The organism is Pseudovibrio sp. M1P-2-3, assembly GCF_031501865.1.
GTDB classification, from domain to species: Bacteria; Pseudomonadota; Alphaproteobacteria; order Rhizobiales; family Stappiaceae; genus Pseudovibrio; species Pseudovibrio corallicola.
Map to the genome: position 1 here is coordinate 4,267,298 of NZ_JARRCW010000001.1, position 12,621 is coordinate 4,279,918.

Here is a 12,621-nt window from a genome sequence, read left to right on the forward strand (position 1 = left end):
GTTTGGCGCCTTAGTAGACGCGGGCTTTCGGTGCGATCTTCTTAGGATCAATACCACCTTGTTCAACAGTGGTAAGCGGCTCAAGAACAACCGGACGATAGCTCAAGGTCACCTTTCCATCCTCAGTGAGGTGGGAAATGGTGTGCTTGCGCCAGTTTTCATCATCACGGCCATCAAATGGACCGTCCTTGAAATCTTCACGTGCATGCGCACCGCGACTTTCTTTACGCGCTTCAGCGCCATAAACGGTCGTGATGGCGTTTGCCATGAGGTTTTCAAGTTCCAGTGTTTCCACCAGATCAGAGTTCCAAACCATTGAACGATCGGACACTTTAATGTCCTGCATTTCGCCCCAGATCGCGGAGATGCGCTCACAGCCCTGTTCAAGGCTTTCCTGCGTACGGAATACAGCAGCATCTTCTTGCATGGTGCGCTGCATTTTCTCACGCAGCTTTGCCGTCGGGGTCGAGCCGTTTGCATGGCGAATACGATCGAAGCGAGACATGATTTTCTCACAGCTGGCTTCATTCGGTGTCGGGATTTCCGCTTCGCGGTCAATCACTTCACCAGCGCGGATAGCAGCTGCTCTGCCAAACACCACCAAATCGATCAAGGAGTTGGAGCCCAGACGGTTGGCACCGTGAACAGAGGCACAACCCGCTTCACCCACAGCCATCAATCCCGGCGCAATAGCGTTCGGGTCGCTTTCAGTCGGGTTCAGCACTTCGCCCCAATAGTTGGTTGGAATGCCGCCCATGTTGTAGTGAACAGTCGGCAACACAGGGATAGGTGCTTTCGTCAGGTCCACACCGGCAAAGATGCGCGCGCTCTCGGAAATACCCGGCAGACGCTCTGCCAAAAGGTCAGGGTCAAGGTGGTCAAGATGCAGGAAGATGTGATCCTTGTTCTTACCAACACCGCGGCCTTCGCGAATTTCCATAGTCATGCAGCGGGACACCACATCGCGCGATGCAAGGTCTTTGGCTGATGGGGCATACCGCTCCATGAAGCGCTCGCCCTCGGAGTTCACAAGGTAACCACCTTCACCGCGAGCACCCTCGGTGATCAAACAGCCGGAGCCGTAAATACCGGTCGGGTGGAACTGAACGAATTCCATATCCTGCAATGGCAGACCAGCGCGGGCAATCATGCCGCCGCCGTCACCTGTACAGGTGTGGGCAGAGGTGGCAGAGAAGAATGCGCGGCCATATCCACCAGTTGCCAGAACCACCATCTTGGCGGAGAAACGGTGGATCTTACCGTCATCAAGGTTCCACGCGATCACACCCTGACACACGCCATCCTCAGACATGATCAGATCAAGCGCGAAGTACTCGATGTAGAATTCGGCATTATGCTTCAAAGACTGACCATAGAGCGTGTGCAAAATGGCGTGGCCGGTGCGGTCCGCCGCTGCACAGGTGCGCTGTACGGGGGGGCCTTCACCAAAGTTCTGCATGTGCCCGCCGAATGGGCGCTGATAAATCTTGCCTTCTTCATTGCGCGAGAACGGCACACCGTAGTGCTCCAGCTCATAAACAGCAGCAGGAGCTTCGCGGGTCAGGTATTCCATGGCATCGGTATCACCGAGCCAGTCAGAACCCTTCACAGTGTCATACATATGCCACTGCCAGCTGTCCGGCGTCATGTTTTTAAGCGATGCAGCAATACCACCCTGTGCAGCTACTGTGTGCGAGCGGGTCGGGAACACTTTGGAAATACAGGCGGTCTTCAGGCCCTGCTCTGCCATTCCAAGGGTTGCACGCAAACCAGCGCCGCCAGCACCTACAACAACAACATCAAATTTATGGTCTACAAATTCGTAGGCTTTGCCGCCCTGTGCAGCTGATGCCTGATTGGTTGATCCAGCCATCTATATCAGCCTCCGAAGGTGATTTTGAGCACGGCAACAACTGAGGCCAGTGCAATGAAAGAAGAAAAGAAGGTGTTGCCCATGAGGGCAAGAAACTTGGTGCCTTCACTGGTGATGTAATCTTCAATGATCACCTGCATGCCGAGCTTCATGTGGAAGCAGCCCACAAGGATGACCAGAAGCATCAAGGTAGAGACAATCGGATTTTGAAGGGCCTCAACGGTGGAGTTGTAATCTCCGCCCTGCAGGCAGATCACCAGAACCACGAAGAAGGAAATCAGGAAAACATTGGCAACAGCGGTAACGCGCTGACGCCAGAAATGCATTGTTCCATCTTTCGCCGATCCAAGGCCGCGAACTTTTTTAAGGGGGGTGCGCAAGTCTGACATTGGGTACCTCAGTGCACTAGAAGCCCGATGATCCATAAGATCACGGTGATGCTGACAGAACCGATGATTGTTGCTTTTGCCATCCAGTTGGCAAAAGGCAAGTCAAAACCATGGCCCATATCCCAGATAAAGTGACGAAGACCGCCCAGCATGTGGTGCACAAGCGCCCAGGTGAACCCAAAGAGCACAAGACGACCAAACCACGAGCCGTAAACGGCATTCACGGCGTCGAAATACTCAGGGCCAGCGGCGGCGGAAATAAGCCAGATGGCAAGGAACACCGTGCCAAAATAAAGTGCAGCACCGGTAATGCGGTGCAAAATTGACATCACCATCGTCAGGATTGGCTTGTAAACCTGCAGATGGGGCGACAGCGGCCTATTGGCCTTCAAGTCTGCGTTTGCCATAAAACTTTCTCCCGTTCCCTCCTTGTTTACATTTACGTTTACGTAAGCGTGAGCAAGGATGAGATATTGCGTGAAGATCTAATACCCGCAACACGCGGGTGCGTCAAAGCATCCAATGCAATTACAGCCAAAAATTGCTATCAAATATGCCAAAGTCTACTTTTTTCTCATCTTCTTTGACTTATAGGCTATAAATTGCCCAAGAAAAAGCTCCATAAATCAACAGGATAACATGAAAGTAATACTCATGTTTTACATTTTCTGAATTTTTTGTAAATTTTTCAGAGTTGAGTATAAACTTCCCAATCATGAGATAGCTTTTCCAAACTTGCATAGGTTGAAAACACCGGCATACAAATTTAAAATAGAGTCATTCCAGTTAAAGCTCGCGGACAGAGGAGGTGAAATGCACTAGCTTAGCAACTCCGTTACTCGTCTTTGTTGCCACGGCTAGCTCTCTACATGTTCGATAAAAGGTGAGAAGTTCAATAATCTAGTTGAAATAATAGCTAGGTTACCAAATCTAGCTGACGATATTGCAATATCACATCTTGCTTCAACGCGCTTACACGCCTCACTTACACTTCTTTCAATACAATTATTCTCGTCATTTACATTCATGACAATCAGTACATTAGATGGATCACTACAGAAAAGAAGTTCAATTACATTCGAAAGATCATAGGTGGATGAAACATTAATCAAAACTAACGAATTTTGAATATTATCGAGAGACTTCACCTTACTGCCCTTAAGAGGCAACCAACCATCTACAGTCTGTTTAAGCCGTTTAATGTGATCTTTATAATCGAAGTACGCTGATGCAGGACCATTCGCGCTTAACGCCTCCATATATATTTCTTTATTATCATCCCTATCTGAGAGGTAAACTGCTTGATAACCTTTTAAAGCTGACTGAATAGTTCCTAAGAATTCAGTTAGATTGTCATCTATTGAGGAGCTATCGGAAAAGTCGCCACTAATTCTGTTTTGGTAAGAGTTATCTAGGTCCACATAGTTAGAAACAATAGACCAATCAAGTTCACTATGAGGCAGGTACAGCTCCTCTTCCTGTTTTACTTTAGACAGTAGCCTATTTGCTTCTCTCTTTAATTTGAACTTGAGTGTCTTTTTTTGCTTTTTGATACTCGGCAAGCATATATCTGAGTTAACCGATACGCCTTGTGAAACTATTTTCTTAAAATATTCATAGGCTTCAGAAGAGCGAACAGCCGTTGTATGCTTTTCAAGAAACAAATCTCTCGAAGCTTCTGATATACGCCTCATCTTACTTTCATCACTAAGAAGATCATACAAGCAAGCCATAAATTTACTTGGGCTTGTTTCTATATAATGGATACCTTCTTCCAGACCCAGTAGTTTTGCATTCCGAATGCGATCAGTCACAAAAACCGCGCCTGAAGCGATAGCTTCATGTACCTTAATTAATGGAACTTGGTAACGTGTACAGCAAGATGCGATTATTTTAGACTTTGCTAGGGCTTCACGATACTGAGATCCAACCAGACTTCTGGAAAAATTATCACAATATTTGTAGCCAGGATGATTTTTTTGCAAAATCTTCAAATGACTCTGGTACTTTAAAGTTTCATCCATATAAACTCTGACTGGATATAGTTTTGGGCTAATTGCTCCCAGCCTAGTTACATCCCAAACCCGGCCCTCCAAAGAATAAGTAGAAAAACGCTCTGGATCTAAAGCTCTCGGATACAGAATAAACTCAACTCGTTTTCGGACTTCAGAGGAGAAGGTACCAATGAAGACTTCTGGATCAATATGAAATGGCGCATAAACGGAGAATACCGATTGGAAACCATTTTTTAACAAAACATGATCCCACTCGTTTGGATTCAACTGCCAAAAGTCATTCATCCAAAATACTTTGGGTATATGTTCTACTTTATCTAACCCTAATGGAAAAACAAGTTTGTCCGCTGAAATACCAAACCGACTAGCCTTATCGGTATCTAAGGGTTTTGATCTCAGTAACTCTTGCGGCCCTCGATAACAAATTATGCAATCAATCTTTACTCCTTCGCGCTCATATTCATCAATAATATCAGGAACATGGTTGTTATTGTAACGAAAGCCTGGGCCATAGAGAATGAAGTTGGATCCGCGCTTTGCAAAGTACTCTTGAAGAGCAACCTGCTCATAATAAATCGTGTCAGCAACCCACCCGTTAAAATTAATTGAAAGTGCGAGAATATTCATGATTATTGCTTTAAGATAGAAGTTTCCAGCTCTTTTATTTAGTATTTACACTAGTTAATGAGCTTATCTGCGGTTATTTCACTACTTGAATATAAGATTTCATAGCATACTTTTCCAAGTACTTTATGCCAGCACCGCACAGTTTTTTAGCTCAAGAGAGTGCCAGTAAGCTGCCACACAAACTACGCTCACAAACACACAAAAGCCAATGCCATCCACCCGCGCAGACAGCACCAGCCATTTTTCCTCTAATTTATTAAGGGATTAACTCACCACACTTTACGAAAACGTAAAGAGGTCGTGATGCTGCAAGTCAGACGCAGTCACACCTTCCAAAGTGATCGAGTTATCATGGTAGCTAATCACAGCAGATTCTCCGGTTGGGGAATTGCTGTCGGACACCTGAGAAATATTCAGATCATCCTTGATAACACCATCGCCAATAAAGCGCAGCGTGTCTGTGTTTATATCAAAGTCAGTAATAGTGTCATTGCCAGCATTTTTCTCGAAAACAAATGTGTCACTGCCACCGTTTCCAGTCAAAGTATCATTGCCGGTACCACCAAAGATCATATCATTACTGTCACCACCAACAATCACATCATCTCCGCCGAAGCCATACAAATATGTATCCGAATGCTGGTTGGTTTTGACCATATTCTCGGCATAGATAGCATCACCATAGTCGGTGCCCGCAATGAACAGGTTGCCACCATTATTAATATCTTCACCTGCGATATATTGCCCGCTATAAGCCCCGGTGATCAAAACCGTTTGACCATCTGAAAGCCCCAGACCATCCAGTTCGTCTTGTAGAGTTGAGGTTCCATCCCCCACATGCTGCGACAGGTCGCTGTCAGAGATTACGGCTCCGGTTTTATCAACATAATGCCCGTCATCATAGGTGATGGAGAACGAGGTATTTATCAGTTCCGTAGAGAGCTGGTGCTTGATATTCGCCGCAGATGTCCCGGATCCGGAGGTCTTCTGCATGTAGCTGACAAGGTCATTATTGATGGCAAGACGTGCAACAACACCGCCGTTCCCCATATTATCCACGTCCGTATCAACTTCGTATTCGCCGTTGCTGGTCGCTTCTTCTTTAAAGTAAGTCAGGTCGCTTTGTTCGGTGTGTGTTGCGGTGTAGACAAATACATCGTTGCGCAGGTCAAAATCCCCCACATACGCATAGTCTTGGTGTGCAGAAACCTTGGTTGTCTCATCTCCCCCACCACTTCCAAAAATGGAAGACATCACACCAGTACTCAGAGCACTGACGCCGAGACCAAAAACAATTCCAAACGAAGTCGAACCCGCAAATGCAAATCCTGCAGCTTCCAAACTCGCTGTGACCACTTCTTTGCCGGTCTTGAACCCTTCATCAACGGCCCACTCGCTCCATGGGTTTGCCTCTTGGTCACTCGCCCCTTCAAAAACGTAGTCGGACTTGACACCACCACAGATAATCAGATCAGCACCCGGCCCCGTATAGACCTTATCGATATCCTGCCCAGTGCGCATGCCAACATTGATGATATCGTTCCCTGCACCTGCATAAACTGTATCACTGCCCTCACCCACATCAATAATATCGTTGCCACTGCCACCGTAAACGGTGTCATTGCCTGATCCAGTTGAGATGATATTGCTGCCGGTATGAGCTTCGGTTCCGTCTGTCCCGTTCCCCCCGTAAATCAGGTTATCGCCGTTACCCGTGGTGATCGTATCATTACCCCAACCACCGTAAATGGTGTTATTCCCATTACCTGCATTGATTGTGTCATTATAGCTGAGGCTGGCATCATAGGCACTGTGAGCTTCATCCCCATAAATCACCGCACCCACTTTACTGTCTGCGCGCATGATAATGGTATCATTTCCAGAACCACCAGCCAGCGTGAAATGGTTCCCATCATGGGCGGGAATATCCGTTATATCAATTTTATCATTTCCCCCACCCATATCGAGGTTTAAATCCAGATTGGTGGAGTATTGGTGGTTTCGCATATCGAACTTAAAGGTGTCATTTCCACCATTAAGTGTCAGATCAAGCCCTTTCAAATGGGCTCCAGAATATGACTTTGAAAAAGTAAATTTAACATTAGTATTTTCATCGGTCCAAGCTTTGAACTGATAGTGATATTTGTGGTCGTCAAAACAGCCTCCACCCTTGATATTGTAATTACCTCCGGTAAAAAATGTTTTGTAAATTGTCATGACTTTCACCGTTAACTGTTGATACAGATAAATGGCGCGTCGTGATAACGGCTTACTTTTCCAGTCGTTAGGCGCGTCATTGCTGGGCGAACCTATCAACACAACCAACTGAGAGAAGTTAATAATTATTCATTTTCATAGGAACTGAATAACCGCCGAAATTTCAGTAAATTAAGTATGATTTACTCATTAGGTAAGTTGCATTAACTCATTACGTAAGGTGTATTTACCTATAGCGTAAAGCAAACACTCCTATGACGTCTAATTTTACAAATTGCCCACAATCATAATCTTTTAAGATAAAATTATCTCTTTCCCCTTTTAACTGTCACTCTTCTCTTACTCCTTGGCTCATTTATTCTTCCAAATTCCTCTTTTCTTTTACGCTTTTTCGATGTTGACGCTTTTGTAATGCTGCTGTCACCATAGAAAACGACCCAAGTTTCAGACCTTCTTTGCAGCCATGGACCACAACCTTTACAAGGCGGGATATCTACATAAAGGTAATTGCAACCTTCATGTTGAAAAAAAGGGCGTTTTTGTTTCTCTGCAATAAGTATAGCAGTTTGTTCGGCATGTTGTTCTTTTGATGAAAAGGCAAATGGAGCTTTTATGCAGCCAAGCTGTAATGTATTATGCCTTGTCTGATTATAAGAGTGGTCTAGGCCAACATACAGCCTTGAGCACCCATATATCAAAGAACAGGCTCCACCCTCCCCAGCAGCTAGATAGTCAAGATTACTTATAGTTGGGTAACCACTTGTTGGGGCCAGAGCTACAACTGCACTACAGGAACCATATCCTAGCCCAATACCAAGGTGTCCTAGAAATTCCCTGAAGTGATTATTGCACTCACTCTCCAAGCGAAGGCCTAGACTTGTTTCAAATTCATTTCCCCCCTCGCCCGCCTCATAAATATCTCTGATTGTCATACCCACACCTAATAATTTAATAGTATTTAATCACCTTAGTGGGGCTCCATGGGTATATCAATCCATGACATATTAAGTAGAATTATCTAAATTGAAGTTTTACATGTTGTTTCGTTCGGGAGACGAAGGAATATTACTTCTTACTTCACGCTAAGAAGTATCTCCTACATTTTTATAATTTTATATCGATTAGGTCAGGGCAGTGAATTTACTAAAGTATGCCTCATATCAATAAACACCATACCAATTTCAGTACGAAGAGATGAGGCTTGCATTCCATCCCATCCCTCTCAAGATGCTTAAATCTTTCCATCCAGAAACACATCGCAGCCGGTTCCTTCCAGCACTAAACGTACTTCGCTCTGGTGCTCAGGCGAAAGGGCCGCGAAAGAGGTGCGCAGGGCTGCGAGGCATTTGGACTGGTAGGCGAACACATCCTGCACCCAGGGCCTGCCGTCAATCTCTGCTTCAAGCTTGGTGTTACCCGCCAGTGCCGCCCGCTCATTTGCCAGTGCAAGGGGGGCATAAGTGCGGCCGATTTCATCGAATAACGGCTTTAAAAGCTCCAGGCTTTTCTCTTTCTTCCAGCCGCTTTCATCAACCGAAACACCTGAGGCATCGCCCGCAAGATCCACCCAACAGCGCACTCTTGGCGAAATCTTATCACAGATTTTGGCAGAGGAAGGCTCGACAATCGTAAGTTGGGAGAGTTGGCCATAGATGGCAAAATCCGCCGCGCTTGCTCTGGTACCGAACAAGAAAGGTTGCTTGGCAATAATCCCGTCAAGAATACCCAGTAGCCGCTTATAGCCAGCCTCTGTAGCTTTTTTGGTGATCTCATTGGAGCCAACCATGTTCCGGCGCCCCTCCTGCCGCTTCCTGAACAACTGCCCTATGGCATTGGCAGTTTTATCATCCAGTTGCGGCGCCGCCCAATGCATAAGCATCGGTGTTGCGTGCTCAGCATTCCCCTCATCCGCCCAGCGGTAGTGGTACATGATCCGGGAAATCCACTCATCGGCAAAATCTTCCAACAAGTCCTGAAGGAAACAGGTTACAGGGTCCGCCGGCAGTGTTTCACGGCCGCTATACTCCGTTTCCAACCTGCGGATCAGCGGCGTGCTATCAACTTGCGCCTCGCGCTGCCCCTCTTCATTGGTGAAATAGATAACCGGATACAAAAGAGGTTTCGGTTTGGGGTACCCCTTCAATGTTCCGTGGGCCTGCACTAGAAACGCATAGGGAATCCGGCGATACCGCAGATAGGCCACCATCTTCATTGAATAGGGTGACCCAGGGATGCCCTGTATCTCCATTACTTTTTCTTTTTGTACATCAGCCAACTTACTTCACTCCCCTTGTTATGGGACAACCCTATCGAAAAGCGTAGGCTCATTCTTTTAGCTTTAGGGCGCAATTGACCTTTGAGTTTTTAAGGCTTCTTGGCAAAGCGCTCCACTTGATTTGAAAGCGCCCCGCCGAATATGCGGTTCAGTTTTTTTGACACTAAGAACCCATAAACACGTCACACCCAGTCCCTTGCAACACGCCGCGTACTTGGGTCTGGCTCTCCGCAGGCAGTTCGGCAAACGACTTACGCAGCGCCATTAAGCACTTCACATGGTAGGGAAAAACATCCTGCATCCAGCGCCGACCGTCAATCTCGGTTTCAAAGCTGGTTTTCCCCGCTTTCGCTGCTTTTCCATTTGCTAAAACAAGCGGTGCGTAGGTGCGTCCAATCTCTTCAAAAAAAGGCCTCAGGGTTTGTGTGCTTGTCTCAAAGACTTCCCAACCGTCGCAGTCAGCGGAAATACCGGAGGCATCGGCCACATGATCCAGCCAACAGCGGATACGCGGTGCCTTGTCCTGACATATCTTTGCAGAGGACGGTTCGATCATGGCGATCTGGGACATTTGACCATACACGGCGAAGTCCGCCGCAGTGGGTTTGCTCCCAAACAGGTAAGCCTGCTTGGCAATGACACGGTCCAGAATATCCAGCACGCGCAGATAACTGGCTTCAATCGTCTCAGCTGTCACCTCGTTGGAGCCCACATACTTTAAACGCTCGATCTGGCGTGACGCGAACATGGAAGCTCCCTCATCCGCCGCATCCGCATCAACACGCGTATCTCTCCAATACATCAGCATAGGGGCCACGTACTCGGCATTACCGGCATCTGCCCAGCGATAGTGGAACATGATTTTAGTCATCCACTCATCGGCATAGTCTTCAATGAGATCATGAAGAAAACGAAGAGCAGGATTTTCTGGCAGAGCCGCACGCCCTTCATGTTCGGTTTCCAGCTTTCGGATAATCGGCGTGCTGTCTACCTTCGCTTCCAGCTCCCCCGCTTCATTCTTGAAAAAGAAAGTTGGAAACAAAACGGGCCTTGGTGTCGGATACCCCTTCAGCGCGCCATGCGGCACAATATGGAAAGCATAGGGAATCCGGCGATAGCGCATGTAAGCGAGCATTTTCATAGAATATGGAGAGCCAGGGCTCCCAGCAAATTCCAAAGTATCTACTTCTAATGAATCAGTCATTGCCTTCCTCTCAGTTACATCAAAGCTATAGCATACAGCCTGCGAATTTTGATATGTGGATTTAAATTCCATTAAATCGCTAGCCGTAGCGCCAACAGGCGCTGGTCAAGTTAATATCACTACAAACATAAACTGCTACGATCACCAGTGACCCAAGGGAATAAACCATAAAACAACGCTTGAACTTTGGAGCACAAGGTGACTGCATCGAAGAAGAAGGAAGTTAAAGAAATAAATCTGGCGCTCCAGGGAGGCGGATCTCATGGAGCATATACTTGGGGGGTCCTCGACTGGTTGCTGGAAAGTCAACGCTTCACTATTGCGCGAGTGTCAGGAACAAGCGCCGGCGCACTAAATGCCGCGGTTCTAACCGATGGGATGGCAAGAGGTGGACCGAAAGAGGCGAGAAAAGCCCTTAAAGACTTCTGGACGGCTGTTTCAAAAGCAGGACGAGCCAGCCCGTTCCAAAGAAGCCCACTAGAAGTTCTCTTTGGCAGCTGGAACCTGGATGCGTCTCCAATGTACTTTGGATGGGGTCTGACATCCCGGATTATGTCCCCCTATCAATTCAATCCGTTGAACATAAACCCACTAAAAGAAATTATCGAAAATCACGTTAACTTCGACAACATTCACCAATATGGCGGTCTCGACTTATACGTTGCAGCAACCAATGTAAGAAGTGGCAAGATCAAGATATTTGCCGGAACTGAGCTGAGCTGTGACACCTTACTCGCGTCCTGCTGTATCCCCCAACTCTATCAAGCAGTTGAAATAGACGGAGAAGCTTATTGGGACGGATGTTTCATGGGAAATCCGCCACTTTACCCTCTATATAACCATAGGGGAAATAGTGATATCCTTCTTGTCCAAATCAACCCAGTTTATCGCGAAGAAGTTCCGCAGACCTCCATGGATATATCTGTGCGCTTTAGCGAAATCGCATTCAACTCCACGCTACTGCGCAAGTTAAATGCGATTGAATTCGTCTCCAACTGGGTAAATCACAGGATAAGCTTCGATGATCACATACAAGTGTATCTACACCATATCGAGGCATCAAAAGATTTGCACCAATTTGGCCCCGCCTCCCAAATTAATCCTCAAGGTGAGTTCATAGAATTGCTTTTCGATATTGGCAGGAAAAGTGCGGCAGCATGGACAAACGCGAACTTTGATAGCATTGGCTCCGAAAGTACATTAGATTTTAAAATTTCAAAAAATTAGCGCGGACATTAGCTGCCTATCGTCGACAAGAACCTCCCGGTGATCTTTTTCAGCCAGCCTGCTTCCCTCTCCCCTTAATCTGGTCCACTCTAGCTTAGATTCGAGTGTTCGTCTGGCAGACCGGGAGTAAACCATGCAACAGGTAATAGATGTCTACTGGAGCTTTCGCAGCCCGTTCTCATATCTGGTAACACCAGATCTTCTCGATCTGCGGCGAGACTATGACATTAAAATAAAAATGCGTATTCTTTTGCCGATGGCTATTTCTAACCCGGAACGTCTCTTTAAAAAGAAGGATCCAAAAGCAGTTCGTTATCTCGTAATGGATGCCATGCGCCGTTCAAAATACCTTGACCGCCCTATGGAATGGCCCAGACCTGACCCAGTCCTGCAGGATTTCACCACGTTTGAGGTGGCAACAGAACAACCTTATATCTTCCGTCTCGTGAAACTGGGAATAGAAGCTGAGCGACGCGGCAAAGGCCTTGATATGATTTGCCATGTTTCAAAACTCATATGGGGAGGCACGGAAAACTGGGATCAAGGCGACCATCTTGCCAAGGCAATCGCGGCCGCGGGTCTGGACCTTGAGGACATGGATGCTGCAATCGAGAACGGGGACCACTTGGAAGAAGCCGAAGACAACAGGCAAGCGCTCTATAAGGCCGGTCATTGGGGTATCCCGACTATGATCATTAAAGGCGAGCCATTTTTCGGTCAGGACAGAATAGACACTCTGCGTTGGCGGCTGGATATGCTGGGTCTTCGGAAAGACTAGAATAATTATCCCCCTA

The 12,621-nt window shown here is 46.8% G+C and carries 10 protein-coding genes; 2 read left to right on the forward strand and 8 right to left on the reverse strand.

Annotated features, from left to right (window positions below):
• Nucleotides 1-10: 10 nt before the first annotated feature.
• The 8 genes from sdhA to P6574_RS18780 form a co-directional block, all read right to left on the reverse strand.
• Complete coding sequence (gene sdhA / locus P6574_RS18745) at nt 11-1,873, reverse strand: succinate dehydrogenase flavoprotein subunit (RefSeq protein ID WP_310621742.1); 1,863 nt, start codon at nt 1,871-1,873, stop codon at nt 11-13.
• A 5-nt stretch (nt 1,874-1,878) separates the two neighbouring features.
• On the reverse strand, nt 1,879-2,262 hold the full coding sequence (gene sdhD, locus P6574_RS18750; RefSeq protein ID WP_310621743.1) for a succinate dehydrogenase, hydrophobic membrane anchor protein: 384 nt from the start codon (nt 2,260-2,262) through the stop codon (nt 1,879-1,881).
• Between the two features lie 8 nt (nt 2,263-2,270).
• The gene (sdhC, locus tag P6574_RS18755) at nt 2,271-2,669 is read right to left on the reverse strand and encodes a succinate dehydrogenase, cytochrome b556 subunit (protein ID WP_310621744.1); all 399 of its coding nucleotides are present in this window, start codon (nt 2,667-2,669) and stop codon (nt 2,271-2,273) included.
• Nucleotides 2,670-3,119: 450 nt separating this feature from the next.
• Nucleotides 3,120-4,904 carry a glycosyltransferase family protein gene (locus P6574_RS18760; protein WP_310621745.1) on the reverse strand — a complete coding sequence of 595 codons (1,785 nt, stop codon included), beginning with the start codon at nt 4,902-4,904 and terminating at the stop codon, nt 3,120-3,122.
• Between the two features lie 279 nt (nt 4,905-5,183).
• The gene (locus P6574_RS18765) at nt 5,184-7,121 is read right to left on the reverse strand and encodes a calcium-binding protein (protein ID WP_310621746.1); all 1,938 of its coding nucleotides are present in this window, start codon (nt 7,119-7,121) and stop codon (nt 5,184-5,186) included.
• Between the two features lie 305 nt (nt 7,122-7,426).
• A complete protein-coding gene (locus P6574_RS18770) occupies nt 7,427-8,053 on the reverse strand; it encodes a hypothetical protein (protein ID WP_310621747.1) in 627 nt (208 codons plus the stop codon).
• Between the two features lie 299 nt (nt 8,054-8,352).
• The gene (locus P6574_RS18775; RefSeq protein WP_310621748.1) at nt 8,353-9,396 is read right to left on the reverse strand and encodes a glutathione S-transferase C-terminal domain-containing protein; all 1,044 of its coding nucleotides are present in this window, start codon (nt 9,394-9,396) and stop codon (nt 8,353-8,355) included.
• 163 nt (nt 9,397-9,559) lie between these two features.
• Nucleotides 9,560-10,600, reverse strand: coding sequence for a glutathione S-transferase family protein (locus tag P6574_RS18780; RefSeq protein ID WP_310621749.1), 1,041 nt, complete (start codon nt 10,598-10,600; stop codon nt 9,560-9,562).
• A gap of 198 nt (nt 10,601-10,798) precedes the next feature.
• On the opposite strand from P6574_RS18780, the gene P6574_RS18785 reads away from it, so the two are divergent.
• Entirely contained in the window at nt 10,799-11,827 is a 1,029-nt protein-coding gene (locus tag P6574_RS18785) for a patatin-like phospholipase family protein (protein ID WP_310621750.1), read from the forward strand.
• A 133-nt stretch (nt 11,828-11,960) separates the two neighbouring features.
• The gene (locus tag P6574_RS18790; RefSeq protein ID WP_310621751.1) at nt 11,961-12,605 is read left to right on the forward strand and encodes a 2-hydroxychromene-2-carboxylate isomerase; all 645 of its coding nucleotides are present in this window, start codon (nt 11,961-11,963) and stop codon (nt 12,603-12,605) included.
• Nucleotides 12,606-12,621: the final 16 nt, after the last annotated feature.